Origin of the sequence: Streptomyces sp. NPDC006235, assembly GCF_040613735.1 — a bacterium.
In the GTDB taxonomy this organism is placed as follows: domain Bacteria; phylum Actinomycetota; class Actinomycetes; order Streptomycetales; family Streptomycetaceae; genus Streptomyces.
On sequence record NZ_JBEXSR010000003.1, the window covers coordinates 233999 to 252772 of the forward strand.

Annotated in this window: 14 protein-coding genes; 6 read left to right on the forward strand and 8 right to left on the reverse strand. The window is 71.2% G+C overall.

Going from position 1 to position 18774, the window contains the following annotated elements:
• Window positions 1-64: 64 nt before the first annotated feature.
• Window positions 65-1003, forward strand: coding sequence for a hypothetical protein (locus tag ABZ192_RS05155; protein ID WP_356923159.1), 939 nt, complete (start codon window positions 65-67; stop codon window positions 1001-1003).
• Between the two features lie 21 nt (window positions 1004-1024).
• Here ABZ192_RS05155 and ABZ192_RS05160 read toward each other — a convergent pair whose 3' ends face one another.
• The 3 genes from ABZ192_RS05160 to ABZ192_RS05170 form a co-directional block, all read right to left on the reverse strand.
• Entirely contained in the window at window positions 1025-3751 is a 2727-nt protein-coding gene (locus tag ABZ192_RS05160) for an FtsX-like permease family protein (RefSeq protein ID WP_356923160.1), read from the reverse strand.
• A 70-nt stretch (window positions 3752-3821) separates the two neighbouring features.
• Window positions 3822-4577, reverse strand: a complete 756-nt coding sequence (locus tag ABZ192_RS05165) for an ABC transporter ATP-binding protein (RefSeq protein WP_356923161.1) — start codon at window positions 4575-4577, stop codon at window positions 3822-3824.
• Complete coding sequence (locus ABZ192_RS05170; protein WP_356923162.1) at window positions 4574-5089, reverse strand: PadR family transcriptional regulator; 516 nt, start codon at window positions 5087-5089, stop codon at window positions 4574-4576. Before ABZ192_RS05170 ends, ABZ192_RS05165 begins: the two co-directional genes overlap by 4 nt.
• A 121-nt stretch (window positions 5090-5210) precedes the next feature.
• On the opposite strand from ABZ192_RS05170, the gene ABZ192_RS05175 reads away from it, so the two are divergent.
• The 5 genes from ABZ192_RS05175 (at window position 5211) to ABZ192_RS05195 (ending at window position 11873) form a co-directional block, all read left to right on the forward strand.
• Complete coding sequence (locus tag ABZ192_RS05175; protein ID WP_356923163.1) at window positions 5211-6482, forward strand: ABC transporter substrate-binding protein; 1272 nt, start codon at window positions 5211-5213, stop codon at window positions 6480-6482.
• A 152-nt stretch (window positions 6483-6634) separates the two neighbouring features.
• Window positions 6635-8293 (forward strand): glycoside hydrolase family 13 protein, encoded by a 1659-nt coding sequence (locus ABZ192_RS05180; RefSeq protein ID WP_356923164.1) that lies wholly within the window; start codon window positions 6635-6637, stop codon window positions 8291-8293.
• A gap of 50 nt (window positions 8294-8343) precedes the next feature.
• A complete protein-coding gene (locus ABZ192_RS05185; RefSeq protein ID WP_356923165.1) occupies window positions 8344-9669 on the forward strand; it encodes an ABC transporter substrate-binding protein in 1326 nt (441 codons plus the stop codon).
• 6 nt (window positions 9670-9675) lie between these two features.
• Window positions 9676-11037: a sugar ABC transporter permease gene (locus ABZ192_RS05190; protein ID WP_356923166.1), complete on the forward strand. Its 1362-nt coding sequence runs from the start codon at window positions 9676-9678 to the stop codon at window positions 11035-11037.
• On the forward strand, window positions 11034-11873 hold the full coding sequence (locus tag ABZ192_RS05195; RefSeq protein ID WP_020273243.1) for a carbohydrate ABC transporter permease: 840 nt from the start codon (window positions 11034-11036) through the stop codon (window positions 11871-11873). The genes ABZ192_RS05190 and ABZ192_RS05195 overlap by 4 nt, the downstream gene beginning before the upstream one ends.
• Window positions 11874-12001: 128 nt before the next feature.
• Here ABZ192_RS05195 and pgl read toward each other — a convergent pair whose 3' ends face one another.
• From pgl to tkt, 5 genes are read right to left on the reverse strand one after another with little or no spacing between them, the layout of a single operon-like run.
• Entirely contained in the window at window positions 12002-12787 is a 786-nt protein-coding gene (gene pgl / locus ABZ192_RS05200) for a 6-phosphogluconolactonase (RefSeq protein WP_356923167.1), read from the reverse strand.
• Entirely contained in the window at window positions 12784-13920 is a 1137-nt protein-coding gene (gene opcA, locus ABZ192_RS05205; RefSeq protein ID WP_356923168.1) for a glucose-6-phosphate dehydrogenase assembly protein OpcA, read from the reverse strand. The genes pgl and opcA overlap by 4 nt, the downstream gene beginning before the upstream one ends.
• Entirely contained in the window at window positions 13917-15440 is a 1524-nt protein-coding gene (gene zwf / locus ABZ192_RS05210) for a glucose-6-phosphate dehydrogenase (RefSeq protein ID WP_356923169.1), read from the reverse strand. Before zwf ends, opcA begins: the two co-directional genes overlap by 4 nt.
• A gap of 4 nt (window positions 15441-15444) precedes the next feature.
• Window positions 15445-16563 carry a transaldolase gene (gene tal / locus ABZ192_RS05215; RefSeq protein ID WP_355717112.1) on the reverse strand — a complete coding sequence of 373 codons (1119 nt, stop codon included), beginning with the start codon at window positions 16561-16563 and terminating at the stop codon, window positions 15445-15447.
• Between the two features lie 34 nt (window positions 16564-16597).
• Window positions 16598-18685, reverse strand: coding sequence for a transketolase (gene tkt, locus ABZ192_RS05220; protein WP_356923170.1), 2088 nt, complete (start codon window positions 18683-18685; stop codon window positions 16598-16600).
• Window positions 18686-18774 lie beyond the last annotated feature (89 nt).

Here is an 18774-nt window from a genome sequence, read left to right on the forward strand (position 1 = left end):
CGCCCCTTCCGCTTCCCGTAGACTCCGCGTCGATCATCACGGCGAGTGCTCGGGGGAGCGCGAAGTGGCACGCACACGCGGAGGTTGGACAGGCGGCACGCTGACGGTCCGGTCCGTCCTGAAGCCCCAGGACGTGGCCCGGGCGGTGTTCCATCCCGCGTGGATACCGCAGCCGCTCGATCCGTCCGTGGAGCGGCTGAAGAAGTTCCGGGTCATCGCCGGGGCGGTCGCGTCCCTCGGCGTCTTCACCTTCGTCGAGGGCGGCTTCGACTTCACGGAGCTGCTGGAGAACGCGATGACGGCCTCCGTCGTCCTGCTCTTCCTCACTCCGCTGACGGTCGGGGTGATGCTCTGGGTCTGGCGCCGGGGCGGCACGGTGCGGCAGCTGCGGGTGCCGCTGCTCAACTCCCTGTTGCTGCTCCTGCTGTTCGTCGGGTGCGTGGCCGCTCTGCTCGGGCTGGTGCAGACCGTGAACGGGTCGGCGAACGCGGCCGTGATCATCGGGGTCGGCCTGACGATGATGTGGATGCTCATCTTCACGGCCTACGGGGCGGTTCGGGTCTCGGGCAACTTCTTCGGCACGGCCGCCACGCACCGCTGTCTGCCGCCGCTGCTCGCCATGGTGACCAGCTGGCTGGTGGCCGTCCCGGACCTCGTCACCGGTGATCTGCACGGGCTGAGCCTCACCCTGGGGATCGTCTTCATCCTGGGTGCTCCGGTGACGGTCACCGCCATCGCGCTGCTGGAGATGGGGCGGCTCAAGCGGCGGTACGGGATCCGGCTGAAGGCCCATCCGGCGACTCCGGCACCGGCTCCCGCACCCGGGCCGGTCCCGCCGATCCCTCCGGGGATGCCCCCGGGGATGCCTCCGGCGGGGTCGCCGTACCTGCCGCCGCAGGGGAACCCGTACGGCCAGCCCTACGCGCCGGGCGGGCAGCACCCGTACGCCCCGCACCCGCACCCACAGCCGCCGTACAACTCGGGGCACCCCTACGGGAGCTGACCCCCGGAGGGGGCCAGGGCGTCAGGCGACCGCGCTCAGCGTGTCCGCGAGCCGGCGGCGGGCCGCGCGGGCCGCGGGTACGGCGGCCAGGGCGGCCGCGCAGAGTACCGCCGCCGCACCGAGCAGCAGCATCAGCGGGGCGGACGGCCCCTGGGCGATGCCGGCGCCTATGCCGCTCGACCGGCCCTGGGCGTCGATCAGCCAGTGGGCGAGCGGTAGGCCGAGGGCGGTGGCGGCGACTACGGCCGCCAGTGCCGTGCAGCCGGTGGCCGTGACCGTGATGGCCGTGATCTGCCGGGGGGACAGGCCGATGGCCTTCAGCGCGAGCAGGTCCCGTTCGCTTTCGCGGACGGTGCCACCGATCGCGGTCAGCAGCTCGATCAGCCCGATGAGAGCGAGGACGGCGATCAGCCCGGCGATGACGGCGCGCAGCGGGGAGAGCCCGTCGGCGGGGTTGGTGACGGTGTGCACGTCCAGGTGTCCGCGCCCGGCCGTGGCCAGCCGGTCGGCGACCTCCCGGGGGCCGGCACCGGGATCCAGACGCAGCTCGTAGAGGGTGGGGCGGAGCCCGGGGTCGTTCGCGCGGAGGGTGTCGAGGGACGTGGAGATGACCCGTCCGGCGTTCTCAGGCTCGACGCTGCGGCCCACGATGTGCAGGATCTGCGGCTGGTCCCCGACGGTCATCCGCACCCAGTCGCCGACGCGCACGTCCAGCAGGTCGAGCAGTCCCTGCCCGGCCACGGCCTCGTCGGCACCGCGGGCGGGGCGGCCCTCGGCCAGGGTGTACGGGTAGGGGTCCTGGTCGGTGCCGAGGCCGCGCAGGGCGATGGTCGCCGTCTGGCCCGGAACCAGGGCGGCCGTCTCGACGCCGGGGTAGGCAGCGGCCACGTCCGGGTCGCGTTCCAGGAGGGCCCGGGCCTGCCGTTCGCTCAGGCCGGCGTCGGCGCGGACGCTGAGGGCGGTCGGCAGGCCGACCTGCTCGGGCGTGCTGTGGAAGCGGTCGATGGTGGTCCACGCGCTCATCGCCACGACGATCAGCAGCAGCGGCAGGGTGAGGCGGGAGACGGTGGCGAGGGACCGGGGCCGGCGGGTGAACGCCTTGTGCCAGCCGAGCACCAACGCGGGCGGAATCCCCGCCCCGAGGGCGCGGCGCGCCAGGTCGGAGAGCTGACCGGCACGGGGGGCCGCGGGCCGCAACCTGAGGGCGCGGCGGAGGCCGCCGACCGGCCGCCCGCCGGGCGGAGCCGCTGCGGGCTGCGGGTGGATGCCGTGGCCCGTTGGCCCGGTCGGCCGCCCGACAGGCGGTTCCGGTGTGGGCTGCGGATGGAGGGCTTGGGCCGCTGTCCCGGTCGGCTGCCGGTCGGGTGCGGCCGGTGTGGGCCGCAGTACGAGGACTCGGCGCAGGCCGTCGGCCAGCCGCCCGAGAGGCGTGGCCGCCGCGGGGTGCGGTCCGGGGGCTTGGCTCGTTGTTCCGGTCGGCTGTCCGCCCGGCGGAGCCGCTGGGGGCTGCGGTCGCAACGCTTGGCTCGTCGTCCCGGTCTGCTGCCTGCAAGGCGTAGCCGCCGCAGGGCTCGGTCGTCCGAACGCCCGGCCCGTGTTCGCTCCGGTCAGCCGCCCGCCGAGCGCCGCCGCGGGCCGCTGCACCGGGACCGGCGGGACGCGGCCCGCCCGCCAGGCGGCCAGGCCGGTGGTCGCGCCGATGAACAGCACCGCGCCCGCTGGGATCACGAACAGGGCCACGGTGTGGCCGGGCAGCCCCTGCCACACGCCGACCGCGTCCCCGAGCCGACCAGGGATCCGGCTGCCCAGGGCCTCGGCCAGCGCGGCGGCGGCCACAGCGCCGAGGAGGGCGTAGGCGAGGTGCTGGAGCAGGAAGATGCGGACCACCTGGCCGGGGGTGAAGCCGATGGCCTTCAGGACGGAGAGGTCCCGCAGGTGGCCGCGGATACGGGTGCCGATCGCCCCGTGCACGGCGAGCCCGGCGGCGACCAGCGCGCCCAGCCCGAACAGGCCCAGCACCTGGCCGAGGAGCCGGTTGTCGCCCTGGGCCTCGGCCCGGGCCTGCTGCCAGGTGGACACCTCCCCGATCACCCCGGCGCCCAGGACGGTCACGGCACGCTGGACGACGTAGGACGTGTCGCCGGGATCCGTCAGCCGCAGTCCGATCACCTGACCGCCGGGATCCGGCACGGCCGACGGCAGCGCCCACACCAGGCCGGGCTGTTCACCGGGCCGGTAGCGCGGCTCGGCGCTGTCGGCGAGGCCCACGACGGTCAGTTCCCGGGCCGTGCCGGGCACGGTGAGGGTGTCGCCGGGCTCGGCCAGCAGGGCGCGGGCGAGGCGGCTCTCCAGGACCACACCGTTCGGGGTCGCGGGGTCCAGCCAGTGGCCGGAGACGAGCGGCGGGCGGCCGACGGACGGCCGCTGCGCAGTGGCGCGCAGCTCCACGGCGGCGCGGCTGCCGCGTGAGGAGACGGTCGTGGCGGCGGTGGGGTACGGGCCGGCGACGGAGTCGACACCGTCCAGTTCGGCCAGCTTCCCGGTGTCGGCCGTGGTGTCGGTGTGCAGCCACACGTGCGCGCCGTGCGACTGCGTGAACACGCGCTGCCAGGGGTTGGTGGCGTACCCGAACAGGGCCGTGGCCAGCAGCAGGGAGGCGACGATGCCCGCCGTGGCGAGGACGAGGAACAGCGCCTCGCCGCGGTGCGTGCGCAGATCGGAGTGCGCCCAGCGCAGGGTGGCTCGCACGGGCCTCAGCCCCTCGGCCCGGACACCGGGCAGCGGTCGTACACCCGCATGTCAGTCCTTCACCCGCATGTCAGTCCCTGAGTTCCAGCACACCGGATATGCCGGAGCGGCGCGGCGGTGTGCCGCCGTCGAGTTCCGCGTCGTCGGCGATACGGCCGTCGAAGAAGCTGATCACCCGGTCCGCGGCGCTCGCCAGCCGCGCGTCATGCGTGACCAGCAGGATCGTCTGGCCGCGCTGGTGGAAGCGGGTCAGCAGGCGCATCACCTCGCGGGTGCCCTTGCTGTCGAGGCTGCCCGCGGGCTCGTCGGCCAGCAGCAGCGGGGGATGGTTGACCAGCGCCCGGGCCAGGGCGACCCGCTGCTGCTCGCCGCCGGACAGCTCGCCCGGCATGCTGCGCTCCTTGCCCGTCAGGCCCAGCTCGGCCAGCAGCTGCTCCCGCTCGGCCCGGGCCCGCTTCGGCGAGGTCCCGGCGAGCAGGGCGGGCAGCTCCACGTTGTCGGCGACGGACAGGTTGGACACGAGGTTGAAGAACTGGAAGACGATCCCGATCCGCTTGCGGCGCTCCACCGCCCAGCGGGCCTCGCTGTAGGTGTCGGTGGACTCGCCGTCGAGCCAGATCCTGCCCGCGTCCGGCCGCTGGAGGCCGCCGAGCAGATGCAGCAGTGTCGACTTCCCGGCGCCGGACGGACCGGTGATCGCCACGAACTCGCCGGGCCGTACGCACAGGTCGACCCCGCGCACGGCATGGGCGGGCGCGCCCTCGCCGTGGTGCGTCTTCACCAGCCCCTCGGCGCGCAGCACAGGAGCGGGACGGTCGTCGCTCACTCCAGCTCCTCCAGCTCTTCCTGGCACCGCTCCAGCCAGTCGAGATCGGCTTGCAGGTGCAGCATCGCGCCCTCGATCAGCAGGTGGGCGATGCGGTTGTCGCGGTCTTCGGCCGCGGCCAGCTTCGACAGCTGCCGCATGGTGTTCAGGTACTGGCGCCGCTGGTGGTTGATCAGGGAGATCTGGTCGGCGAGCCCGGTCTGCGGGGCGAGCGCCAGCTTCATGAAGAACTCGTCCCGTACCCGCGGCTCGTCCTCGGGCTCCTCGAACCAGGCGCGCAGCGCCTCCCGCCCGGCTTCGGTGAGGTGGTAGACCTTTTTGTTGGGCCGGCTGGACTGCGCCACGTCCTCGCCCTCGATCAGTCCCGACTTCTCGAGGCGGCCGAGGGTCACATAGATCTGGCCGACATTCGGCTGAGGGTACGCGGAGCCCAGCAGTTGCTCAAGGTCCTGCTTGAGCTCGTAGCCATGGGCGGGTCCGCGGGCGAGGAGGGCCAGGAGGGGCAGGCGCACGCGTGCAGTCCTCCTGTCCGGTCCAATGTGCTCCAGGCCCTAGTATCGCCCATACCTAACAGGTATACATGGCCTCTGTTCCGGGCGAAGGTGCCCGTCGCCGGTGTACAGGGAGGAACCTATGCGGTGGATCCATGCCGCGGGTAGGGGCCTTCTCGTTCTCGTCGTGGTCCTGACCGGTTACGTCGCCGCCGGAGCGCAGGCGGGCGAGCCCGCCGGCGGCGGCCGCGGACCGCTCACCCTCGCCACCGCCGGAGACCTTACCGGCTACCTCGGTCCTCTGCTGGAGGGCTGGAACCGCACCCACCCGGGCGAAAAAGTGACCCTCGTCGAGCTGCCGGACTCCGCCGACGAGACCCAGGCCCAGATGGCCACCGACCTGCGCGACGGCGACCGCAGCCGGTTCGACGTGCTCAACATCGACGTCAACTGGACCTCGGAGTTCGCCGCGGCGGGCTGGATCCGGCCGCTGCCCCGCGACCGCTTCCCGCTGAAGACCTTCCTCCCGCCGGTCGTGGACACGGCGACCTACGACGGACAGCTGTACGCCGTCCCGTACGTCACCAACGCCGGCCTGCTCCTGTACCGCAAGGACGTCCTCGCGAAGGAGGGCGTGGAGCCGCCGCGCACCTGGGCGGAGCTGGAGCGGTACGCGAAGACCATCGCCCCGAAGTACGGCCTCGACGGCTACGCCGGGCAGTTCCTCCCGTACGAGGGCCTCACCGTCAACGCGGCCGAAGCCGTCTACTCGGCGGGCGGCTCGATCCTCGGTGACGAGGGCGAGCGCGTCACCGTCGACTCGGCGGCGGCCCGCGAGGGCATCGGCTTCCTGGCGCGCGGCGTGCGCGAGGGCTGGATCCCGAAGGAAGCGCTGACGTACAAGGAGGAGGAGTCCAAGCAGGCCTTCCAGGACGGCCGGCTGCTCTTCCTGCGGAACTGGCCGTACGCCTACGTCGGCGCCTCCGCCCCGGGCTCCGAGGTCGCCGGGAAGGTCGGCGCCGTCCCCCTGCCGGGACCGGACGGGCCGGGGACGAGCGTCCTCGGCGGCTCCAACCTGGCCGTCAGTGCGCACGCCCGGCACCCCGACTCGGCCGCCCGCCTGATCGCGTACCTCACCAGCGAGCGCGTCCAGCGCCAGGTCCTCACGCGCGGCGCGCTGCCGCCCGTCCGGGCCGATCTCTACGAGGATCCCGCGCTCATCCGCAGGTTCCCGTACCTGCCGACCCTGCGCGAGAGCGTGCGCACGGCCGCCCCGCGCCCCAAGAGCCCGCGCTACGACCAGGTCAGTCTGGTCGTGCAGGCGGTCGTGCACGACGCGATGTCCGGTCACGAGACGCCCACGGCGGCGGTGCGCCGGCTGGCCCGCGAGCTCGCCGCCATCTCACGCCGCTAGCGCAATCGGCGAGCCTTCTACTTACTTGTTAGGTAACGCGGACGTCTCATCTAGGTGAGATATGTCCGAGATGAACCGGATTCCGCCACCTCAACTCCGCGGTAGCTTCTGCCTTTTCATTGACACCCTCTCGACACGCCTACTTAACATGCATGCATAACCGCTGCCCTCCTCAGAGACAGGTCGATGGGTTGAACAGGCACCACTGGTGGCGTGACGCAGTGATCTATCAGGTGTACGTCCGCAGCTTCCTGGACAGCACTGGCGACGGCATCGGCGATCTCGCCGGGGCCCGGGCCGGACTGCCCTACCTGAAGAAGCTCGGCGTCGACGGGATCTGGCTGAGCCCCTTCTATCCCTCGCCGCAGCACGACCACGGCTACGACGTGGCCGACTACTGCGACGTCGACCCGCTCTTCGGCGACCTCGACGAGTTCGACCTGCTGGTCGGGGCCGCGCGGCGGCTCGGCATCAAGGTGCTGCTCGACATCGTCCCGAACCACTGCTCCAGCGAGCACCCCTGGTTCCGTGAGGCCCTCGCGGCCCCGCCCGGCAGCCCGGCCCGCGCCCGCTTCCACTTCGCCGACGGCCGCGGCCCGGACGGTGCCGAGCCGCCCAACAACTGGCACTCCATGTTCGGCGGCCCCGCCTGGAGCCGCGTGACCGAGCCGGACGGCCGGCCCGGCCAGTGGTACCTGCACATGTTCGCGCCCGAGCAGCCCGACTGGAACTGGCGCAACCCCGAGATCGCCGCCGAGTTCGACCGGATCCTCCGCTTCTGGCTGGACCGGGGCATCGACGGCTTCCGCATCGACGTCGCCGCCGGGCTCTTCAAGCACCCGGAGCTGCCCGACTCGGACGACCCGGAGGCCGACGCCCGCACCCGCGACTCGGTCAACCCGCTCGCCTGGAACCAGCCCGAGGTGCACGAGGTGTGGCGGCGCTGGCGCTCCATATGCGAGGAGTACACCGAGCGCGACGGCTGCGAACGCCTCCTCGTCGGCGAGGTCTCCGTCCCGACCGCCCGCGAGCACGCCCAGTACGTCCGCCCGGACGAACTCCACCAGGCCTTCTTCTTCGACCTGCTCAGCGCCCCCTGGGACCCGGACGCCTTCCAGAAGGTCATCTCCGAGGCCATGCAGGACATCGCCGGCACCGGCTCGACCGTCACCTGGGTCCTCAACAACCACGACCAGGTCCGCACCGTCACCCGCTACGGCGAACCCGCCACCGAGGGCAGCGGACTCGGCGCCGCCCGCGCCCGTGCCGCCGCGCTGCTGATGCTGGCACTGCCCGGAGCCGCGTACATCTACCAGGGCGAGGAGCTCGGCCTGCCCGAGGTCGTGGACCTGCCCGACGACGTGCTCACCGACCCGATCTTCCGCCGCACCGGCAACAGGGCCCGCATCCGCGACGGCTGCCGGGTGCCGCTGCCCTGGTCGGGGCAGGCCTCGCCGTTCGGCTTCACCCCGGGCGTGGAGAGCGCCAAGCCGTGGCTGCCCCAGCCGGAGTACTTCGCCGAGTACGCCACCGACCGGGCCCTCGCCGACACCCGCTCCTTCTGGCACCTGTACCGCGACGGCCTCCAACTGCGCGCCGCCCTGCCCCAGTTGGGCGAGGGCACGCTGCGCTGGCTGGACTCCCCGCCCGGCGTCCTGGCCTTCACCCGCGGCGACGACCTGGTGTGCGCCGTCAACTTCGGTACGGCCCCCACCCCCGCGCCGGTCTCCGGCACCCCCCTGCTCGCCAGCGGCCCCTGCCCGCCCGGAGTGCTCTCCGGCTCGACGGCCGCCTGGTGGATCCGTTCCTGACCGCCCCGCAAGTCAACCTCGCAGGTCAATTCCCCGAAGGGACATCAACGATGATGCGACGACGTACCACCCTGCTCACCGGCTGCACCGCCCTCGTCCTGGCGCTCGGCGCGACCGCCTGCGGCGGCGGACCCGTCTCCGCAGGCGGCGGCGACAAGGCGCTCAGCGGCCAGACGATCACCGTGGCCGGTGTCTGGTCCGGCACCGAGCAGAAGAACTTCCAGAAGGTGCTGGACGCCTTCACCGAGAAGACCGGCGCCAAGACGCAGTTCACGTCCACCGGCGACAACGTCTCCACCGTCGTCGGCAGCAAGATCGAGGGCGGCAACGCCCCCGACGTCGTGATGGTCCCGCAGGTCGGCGTGCTCAAGCAGTTCGCGCAGAAGGGCTGGCTCAAGCCGCTCTCCAAGAAGACCGAGCAGGCCGTCGACGCCGGCTACGCCCCCGTGTGGAAGGAGTACGGCAGCGTCGACGGCACCCTCTACGGCCTGTACTTCAAGGCCGCCCACAAGTCGACCGTCTGGTACAGCCCCGACGCCCTCGCCCAGGCCGGTGTGAAGCCCCCGAAGACCTACGACGAGATGCTCAAGGCCGGACAGACCGTGTCCGACTCCGGCCTCGCCGCGTTCTCCGTCGCCGGGCAGGACGGCTGGACCCTCACCGACTGGTTCGAGAACGTCTACCTCTCCCAGGCCGGACCCGAGAAGTACGACGCCCTCGCCGCGCACAAGCTGAAGTGGACCGACGCCTCCGTCGTCGACGCCCTCACCACGCTCGGCAAGCTCTTCAAGGACAAGCAGCTCATCGCCGGCGGCCAGAAGGGCGCCCTGAACACCGACTTCCCCGGCTCGGTGGAGAAGGTGTTCGGCCCGAAGCCCGAGGCCGGCATGGTCTACGAGGGTGACTTCGTCGCCGGTGTCGCCAAGGACCAGTTCGGCAAGAAGGTCGGCGAGGACGCGAACTTCTTCCCGTTCCCGGCGGTCGCCGGCGGCGAGGCACCGGTCGTCAGCGGCGGTGACGCGGCCGTCGTCCTGAAGGACGGCAAGAACCAGAAGGCGGCCCAGGCCCTCCTGGAGTACCTGGCGACCCCCGAGGCCTCGGCCGTGTGGGCGGAGGCCGGCGGCTTCCTCTCCCCGAACAAGAAGCTCGACCTCGCCTCCTACGGCGACGACGTCACCCGCGCCACCGCCAAGTCCCTCGTCGACGCCGGGGACTCGGTGCGCTTCGACATGTCCGACCAGGCCCCGGCGGCCTTCGGCGGCACCAAGGGCACCGGCGAGTGGAAGCTGCTCCAGGACTTCCTGCGCGACCCGTCGGACCCGAAGGGCACCGCGGCGAAGCTGGAGGCCGCGGCGGCCAAGGCGTACCAGGACTGATCCGCCATGACAGCGACCCTCGTCAAGGAGACGAACCCCCCACCGCCCGACACGATCGCCGACCGCACCCGGCGGCTGCGGCGGCGCGGCAAGATCATCGCCCTGCTGTTCGTGCTGCCCGCCCTGCTGCTGCTCGGCGCGCTCGTCGTCTACCCCGTGCTGTTCAGCATCGGCCGGAGCTTCTTCGACGCCTCCGGGACGACCTTCGTCGGCGGCGAGAACTACACCGAGATGTTCCGCGACCCGGCGACCCTCACGGCCGTCCGCAACACGGCCATCTGGGTCGTCGTGGCCCCGGCCCTGCTGACCGGACTCGGGCTCATCCTGGCCGTCCTGGTGGAGAAGGTCCGCTGGGCCACCGCCTTCAAGCTGCTCCTCTTCATGCCGATGGCGGTCTCCTTCCTCGCCGCCGGCATCATCTTCCGGCTCGCCTACGACGAGGACCCGGACAAGGGCGTCCTGAACGCCGCGGTCGTCTCCGTCCACGACGCCTTCAAGGCCGAGTCCTCGTACCCGACGGCCCGGGCGCGGGACGGGCAGGGCCTGACGAAGGACAAGGACGGTTCGTACCGCACCAGTTCGAGCGTGTCCCCGGGCGACGCGGTGACGCTGGGTCTGGTCGGGGTGCTGCCCGACGACCTGCCGGGCGGGACGGAACCCGCGTACGCGGCAGCGGGACGGAAGGCCGCCCCCGACGAACTGCGCGGAGTGGTCTACCTGGACTTCACGCCCGGCGGGGGAGGGGAACAGGGCAAGGTGGACCGGCGGGAGAGCGGACTTCCGCAGATGAAGGTCGAGGCGGTACGCGACGGGAAGACGGCCGCCACGGCGACCACCGCCTCCGACGGCTCCTTCCGCTTCGAGGGCCTCGCACCGGGCTCCTACGAGGTGAAACTGCCGGCGTCCAACTTCGCCCCGCCCTACGAAGGCGTCTCCTGGCTCGGACCGGCGCTCGTCACACCGGCGATCATCGGGGCCTACCTGTGGATCTGGACCGGCTTCGCCATGGTGCTGATCGGGGCCGGCCTGTCCACGCTGCCGCGTGACGCGCTGGAGGCGGCGCGGATCGACGGCGCGAACGAGTGGCAGATCTTCCGGCGGATCACGGTGCCGCTGCTGGCCCCGGTCCTCACCGTCGTCTTCGTCACCCTGGTCATCAACGTGATGAAGGTCTTCGACCTCGTCTACATCATCGCGCCCGGGCCCGTGCAGGAGGACGCGACCGTCCTCGCGACGCAGATGTGGCTGGTGTCGTTCGGCGGCGGCAACAACCAGGGGCTCGGCAGCGCGCTCGGAGTGCTGCTCCTGCTGCTGGTGGTCCCGGCCATGGTGTTCAACGTCCGCCGTTTCCGAAGGAGTCAGCGATGAACGCGGTGCGGCGCGGGTTGGGCAACGGGGTCGTCCAGGCCTTCCTCGTGGTGATCGGCCTGGTGTGGATGACGCCGCTGGCCGGGCTGTTCCTGTCCTCGCTGCGGTCCGCCGAGGACACGGCGAAGGGCGGCTGGTGGACGGTGTTCTCCAGCCCCGGGCAGCTGTCCTTCGACAACTACTCCTCGCTGTTGCAGAACTCCGGCATCACGCAGGCGTTCTGGAACACGGTGCTGATTTCGGTGCCGACGACGGTGCTGGTCGTGGTGATCGCGGCGCTCGCCGGCTACGCGTTCGCGTGGCTGGACTTCCCCGGGCGGGAGGCGGTCTTCCTGGTCGTGGTCGCGCTGCTGGTGGTGCCCGTGCAGATCGGGCTGCTGCCGGTCGCCAAACTCTTCGGGCAGCTGGGCCTGTTCGGCACGATTCCCGGGGTCGTCCTCTTCCACGTGGCCTACGGCCTGCCGTTCGCGGTGTTCCTGTTGCGGAACTACTTCGCCGAGATGCCGAAGGAGATGCTGGAGGCGGCTCGGATGGACGGCGGCAGCGAATGGCGTATCTTCACGCGGCTCGTGCTGCCCGTGGGGCGGCCGGCGATCGCCTCCCTGGCCATCTTCCAGTTCCTGTGGGTGTGGAACGACATGCTGGTGGCGCTGCTGTTCGCGGACAGTTCCTCACAGCCGCTGACGGTGGAACTCCAGTCCCAGATACGGCAGTTCGGCAGCAACATCGACGTCCTGGCGCCCGGGGCGTTCGTGTCCCTGGTCGTGCCTGTCGTCGTGTTCTTCGCGTTCCAGAGGCACTTTGTGCAGGGGGTCATGGCCGGGTCGGTCAAGTAGCCGCAGCACCAGGGGGCTCCGCCCCCTGGACCCTCGCCTATGCCCACCCGCCACTCGAAACTGCCCTTGATGGGGGCAACCGGGGGGCGAAGGCATGGGGGTCCAGGGGGCGGAGCCCCCTGGGCGCCCTAAGCCGAAGCCGGCGGATACAGGGAACGCGGCAGTTGGGAAGCCGCCGCCGCGTCCAGCAGCCACAGTGTCCGACCGCGGCCGTACGCCCCGGCCGCCGGTGCCTGGATCTCCCCCGCGCCCGAGAGCGCGATCGCCGCGGCCTGGGCCTTGTCCTCGCCCGCCGCCAGGAGCCACACCTCCCGCGCCGCACGAATCGCCGGCAACGTCAGCGTCACCCGCGTCGGCGGCGGCTTGGGCGCGCCGTGGACCCCGACGACCGTACGGTCGGCTTCCCGCACCGCCGGCAGCTCCGGGAACAGGGACGCCACGTGCGTGTCCGGGCCGACGCCCAGCATCAGCACGTCGAACGTGGGGACGGGCCCGTGGTTCTCCGGGCCCGCCGCCCGCGCCAGTTCCTCCGCGTACGAGGCCGCCGCCGCGTCCACGTCGTCACCGTAGGGACCGTCCGACGCGGGCATCGCGTGCACCCGCTTCGGATCGAGCGGCACCGAGTCCAGCAGTGCCTCACGCGCCTGCGTGACGTTGCGCTCCGGGTCGCCCTCGGGCAGGTACCGCTCGTCACCCCACCAGAGGTCGAGCCGGCTCCAGTCGATCGCGTCCCGGGCGGGCGCCGCGGCCAGGGCGGCCAGCAGGCCGTTTCCGTTGCGGCCGCCCGTCAGGACCACGGACGCCGAACCCCGGGAGGCCTGCGCGTCCACGATCCTGGTGATCAGCCGGGCCGCCGCGGCCTGGGCCATCAGCTCCTTGTCGCGGTGGACGACCAGCTGCGGTGCCGTGCTCACTTCGTCGTCGCCTTCCGTACCGGTTCCAACTGGGGCGGTTCCTGCTTCACCGGTGCCTGCGCCGTCGCTTCCGCAGCGGGAGCTTTCGCAGCCGTTTCGACGGGAGCGGGGAGGGCGAGCCGCCCCCGGCCGTCACTTTTGGGCTCCCCTTTGGCCACCGGCTCTCCCTTTTTGGCCTCCGGCTCTTCCGTCGCCGGAGCCGACCAGGACGCCTTCAGCCGGTCCACGCCGTACCGCAGCGCCGACGCGTACGTGTCGTCCGGGTCCAGACGCCGCAGCTCCTCCGCGATCAGCTCGGCCGTGTCCCGGCGCTTGAGCGCCACACCACGGGCCGGCTGGCCCTCGATGGAGAGCGTCGCGAGGGACCCGTCGGCACGGTCCAGGGTGATCGCGCCGCAGCTGGTGTCCATGCGGACCGCCGTCAGACCGGGGCCGCCGGACAGTGAGCGCTTCACGGGGACGTCCAGCCGGTCCGCGAGCCACATCGCCAGCAGCTCGCAGCTCGGGTTGAACTCCTCGCCCTCCACCTCCACGGCCCTGACCTCGCAGGTGACCTGGTCGAGAGCGGCCGCCAGCATGGAACGCCAGGGCGTGATGCGGGTCCAGGACAGGTCCGTGTCGCCGGGGGTGTAGGTGCCCGACCGGGTGGCCAGGTCCCGTACCGGCTGCTCGGAGGCGTAGGTGTCGGTGACGCGGCGCTGGGCGAGGGCACCCAGGGGGTCCTTCGCCGGGTCGAGCGGCGCGTTCACCGGCCACCACACCACCACCGGGGCGTCCGGCAGCAGCAGCGGCAGCACCACCGACTGGGCGTGGTCGGCGACCTCGCCGTAGAGCCGGAGCACGACCGTCTCGCCGGTGCCGGCGTCGGCGCCGACCCGGACCTCCGCGTCCAGGCGGGACTGCGTACGGTCGCGGGGCGAGCGGGAGACGCGCTTGATGACCACGAGCGTGCGCGAGGGATGCTCGTGCGAGGCGTCGCTCGCGGCCTTCAGCGCGTCGTAGGCGTTCTCCTCGTCGGTCACGATGACCAGCGTGAGCACCATCCCGACCGCCGGGGTGCCGATCGCCCGGCGGCCCTGCACCAGCGCCTTGTTGATCTTGCTGGCCGTGGTGTCCGTGAGGTCTATCTTCATGGCCGGCGCCAGCTCCGTCCGTGTCGCTCGAGCATTTCGTCCGCCTCGACGGGCCCCCAGGTACCGGCCGGGTACTGCGCGGGCTTGCCGTTGGTGTCCCAGTACTCCTCGATCGGGTCGAGGATCTTCCAGGACAGCTCGACCTCCTCGGTACGCGGGAAGAGGTTCGAGTCTCCGAGGAGGACGTCCAGGATGAGACGCTCGTACGCCTCCGGGCTGGACTCCGTGAAGGACTCGCCGTACGCGAAGTCCATCGACACGTCGCGGATCTCCATCGACGTGCCCGGCACCTTCGAGCCGAAGCGGACCGTGACGCCCTCGTCCGGCTGGACGCGGATGACGATCGCGTTGGAGCCCAGCTCCTCGGTGGCCGTGCTGTCGAAGGGGGAGTGCGGGGCCCGCTGGAAGACGACCGCGATCTCCGTGACACGGCGGCCCAGGCGCTTGCCGGTGCGCAGGTAGAAGGGGACGCCCGCCCAGCGGCGGTTGTCGATCTCCAGCTTGATCGCGGCGTAGGTGTCGGTCTTCGAGGAGGCGTTGATGCCGTCCTCCTCCAGATAGCCGCGCACCTTCGTGCCGCCCTGCCACCCGGCCGCGTACTGGCCGCGCACGGTGTCCCGGCCCATGTCCTTGGGCAGCTTCACCGCGCCGAGCACCTTGGTCTTCTCGGCGGCCAGCGCGTCCGCGTCGAAGGAGGCCGGCTCCTCCATGGCGGTGAGCGCCAGGAGCTGGAGCAGGTGGTTCTGGATGACGTCACGGGCGGCGCCGATGCCGTCGTAGTACCCGGCCCGGCCGCCGATGCCGATGTCCTCGGCCATGGTGATCTGCACGTGGTCCACGAGGGACCGGTTCCAGATCGGCTCGAACATCGTGTTGGCGAAGCGCAGCGCCAGGATGTTCTGGACGGTCTCCTTGCCCAGGTAGTGGTCGATGCGGAAGACCTGGTCCGGGGCGAAGACCTCGTGGACGACCTTGTTGAGCTCCTCGGCCGACTTCAGGTCGTGCCCGAACGGCTTCTCGATGACCGCGCGCCGCCAGGAGCCGCCCTTCTGGTCGGCCAGCCCGTGCTTCTTCAGCTGCTGGATGACCACCGGGAAGGACTTCGGCGGCACGGACAGGTAGAAGGCAAAATTGCCGCCCGTGCCCTGTGCCTTGTCGAGTTCCTCGATCGTGGAGCGCAGCCGCTCGAACGCGTCGTCGTCGTCGAACGTGCCCTGCACGAAGCGCATGCCCTGGATGAGCTGCTGCCAGACCTCTTCGCGGAAGGGCGTGCGGGCGTGCTCCTTGACCGCGTCGTGGACCTCCTGGGCGAAGTCCTCGTGCGCCCATTCGCGGCGCGCGAAGCCCACGAGCGAGAAGCCCGGCGGCAGCAGACCCCGGTTGGCGAGGTCGTACACGGCGGGCATGAGCTTCTTGCGGGACAGGTCGCCCGTGACGCCGAAGATGACCAGGCCCGACGGCCCCGCGATACGCGGGAGCCGTCGGTCCGCGGGGTCACGCAGCGGGTTGCTGCTCGACACCTGTTCAGCCCTCCGAAGGGGCGAGGCGCTGAAGCTCGGCCTCGGTCGACTTCAGCAGGTCGGTCCAGGACGCCTCGAACTTCTCGACGCCCTCCTCCTCCAGCAGCCGGACCACGTCGTCGTACTTGATCCCGAGCCGCTCGACCGCGTCGAGATCCGCGCGGGCCTGCTCGTAGGTGCCGGCGACGGTGTTGCCGGTGATCTCGCCGTGCTCCTCGGTGGCGAACAGGGTCGCCTCCGGCATGGTGTTCACCGTGTTCGGCGCGACCAGCTCGGTGACGTACATGGTGTCCTTGTACGCCTTGTCCTTCACGCCGGTGGAGGCCCACAGCGGACGCTGCTTGTTGGCGCCCTCGCGCTCCAGCGCGTTCCAGCGGTCCGAGGAGAAGACCTCCTCGTACGCCTGGTAGGCGAGACGGGCGTTGGCGATGGCGGCCTTGCCGCGCAGCGCCTTGGCCTCGTCGGTGCCGAGCGCGTCGATCCGCTTGTCGATCTCGGTGTCCACGCGGGAGACGAAGAACGACGCCACCGAGTGGATCTGCGACAGGTCCAGGCCGCGCTCCTTGGCCTTCTCCAGGCCGGTCAGGAACGCGTCCATGACCAGGCGGTAGCGCTCCAGCGAGAAGATCAGCGTGACGTTGACGCTGATGCCCAGGCCGATGGTCTCGGCGATGGCCGGGATACCCGCCTCGGTCGCCGGGATCTTGATGAGCGTGTTGGGCCGGTCCACCAGCCAGGCGAGCTGCTTGGCCTCGGCGACCGTCGCCTTGGTGTTGTGCGCCAGGCGCGGGTCGACCTCGATCGAGACCCGGCCGTCCTGGCCGCCGGTGGCGTCGAAGACCGGACGCAGGATGTCGGCGGCGTCGCGGACGTCCGCCGTCGTGATCATCCGGATGGCCTCTTCGACGGTGACCTTGCGGGCAGCGAGGTCGGAGAGCTGCTGGTCGTAGCCGTCGCCCTCGGAGATCGCCTTCTGGAAGATCGTCGGGTTGGTCGTGACGCCCACGACGTGCTGCTGGTCGAGCAGCTCGGCGAGGTTGCCGGACGTGATCCGCTTGCGCGACAGGTCGTCCAGCCAGATCGCGACGCCTTCCTCGGAGAGGCGCTTGAGTGCGTCTGTCATGGAAATTCCATCTCCTACGTGTCGTATATAAGCGTCAGCGCTGAGCTGCGGCGATCGATTCCCGCGCGGCGGTGGCAACGTTCTCGGCAGTGAAGCCGAACTCACGGAAAAGGACCTTGCCGTCGGCCGAAGCACCGAAGTGCTCCAGGGAAACGATGCGGCCGGCGTCCCCGACGTACTTGTGCCACGTCAGGCCGATCCCGGCCTCCACCGCGACGCGAGCCGTGACGGACGGCGGCAGAACGCTGTCCCGGTACCCCTGGTCCTGCTGCTCGAACCACTCCACCGACGGCATGGAAACCACACGGGTGGGCACGCCGGCGCCCTGGAGCTGCTCGCGCGCCTCGACGGCGACGTGCACCTCCGAGCCGGTGGCGATCAGGATGACCTCGGGCTCGCCGCCGTCGGCCTCGAACAGGACGTAACCGCCCTTGGCGGCATCGTCGTTGGGCTCGTACGTCGGCACGCCCTGACGGGTCAGCGCCAGCCCGTGCGGCTGGCCCTTGCCGAACTCCTTCGTCCAGCGCTTGAGGATCTCGCGCCAGGCGATGGCCGTCTCGTTGGCGTCCGCCGGGCGCACGATGTTCAGGCCCGGGATGGCGCGCAGCGACGCCAGGTGCTCGACCGGCTGGTGGGTCGGGCCGTCCTCACCGAGGCCGATGGAGTCGTGCGTCCACACGTACGTCACCGGCACGTGCATCAGCGCCGACAGCCGCACCGCGTTGCGCATGTAGTCGGAGAAGACCAGGAACGTGCCGCCGTAGATCCGGGTGTTGCCGTGCAGCGCGATGCCGTTCATCTCGGCGGCCATCGCGTGCTCGCGGATACCGAAGTGGATCGTGCGGCCGTACGGGTCCGCCTCCGGCAGCGGGTTGTCCGCCGGGAGGAAGGAGCTGGTCTTGTCGATCGTGGTGTTGTTGGAGCCCGCCAGGTCGGCCGAGCCGCCCCACAGCTCCGGGATCACCGCGCCGAGCGCCTGGAGGACCTTGCCGGAGGCGGCACGCGTGGCCACGCCCTTGCCGACCTCGAAGACCGGGATCTTCTCCTCCCAGCCCGTGGGCAGCTCACCCTTGGCCACGCGGTCGTACTCGGCGGCGCGCTCGGGGTTGTTGTCCCGCCACTGCTGGTAGGCCTTCTCCCACACCGCGCGGGCCGCCTGGCCCCGCTCCAGCGCCTTGCGGGTGTGCGTGATGACCTCGTCGGCGACCTCGAAGCTCTGCTCCGGGTCGAAGCCCAGCACCCGCTTGGTCGCGGCGACCTCGTCCTCGCCCAGCGCCGAGCCGTGCGCGGCCTCGGTGTTCTGCGCGTTCGGGGCCGGCCAGGCGATGATCGAGCGCATCGCGATGAACGACGGTCGGTCCGTGACGGCCTTGGCCTTCTGGATCGCCTCGTAGATCGCGGCCGGGTCCAGGTCGCCGTTCTCCTGCGGCTCCACGCGCTGCACGTGCCAGCCGTAGGCCTCGTACCGCTTGACGGTGTCCTCGGAGACGGCCGTCTCGGTGTCGCCCTCGATCGAGATGTGGTTGTCGTCCCACAGCAGGATCAGGTTGCCGAGCTTCTGGTGGCCCGCGAGCGACGAGGCCTCGGAGGAGATGCCCTCCTGGAGGCAGCCGTCACCGGCGATGCAGTAGACGAAGTGGTCGAAGGGGGATTCGCCCTCGGGGGCCTCCGGGTCGAACAGACCACGCTCGTAGCGGGCGGCCATCGCCATGCCCACCGCGTTGGCGACACCCTGTCCGAGCGGGCCGGTCGTCGTCTCCACACCGGTGGTGTGCCCGTACTCGGGGTGACCCGGCGTCTTCGAACCCCAGGTGCGGAAGGACTTCAGGTCGTCCAGCTCCAGGCCGAAACCGGCCAGGTACAGCTGGGTGTAGAGGGTCAGGGACGAGTGGCCGGCGGACAGCACGAAGCGGTCCCGCCCGACCCAGTCGGCGTCCGCCGGGTCGTGCCGCATCACCTTCTGGAAGAGGGTGTAGGCGGCAGGCGCGAGACTCATCGCCGTACCCGGATGGCCGTTACCGACCTTCTGTACGGCATCGGCGGCCAGGACACGCGCGGTGTCGACGGCCCGCTGGTCCAACTCGGTCCACTCGAGGTCTGTTGTGGTCGGCTTGGTGCTCACCCTGGGTCAGGGCTCCTCTCCACATGTCGGATGCCGGTGTATCGGGGCGTCCACCGGCCGCAGCCGAGCCTACCCCCGTGGGACGTGCG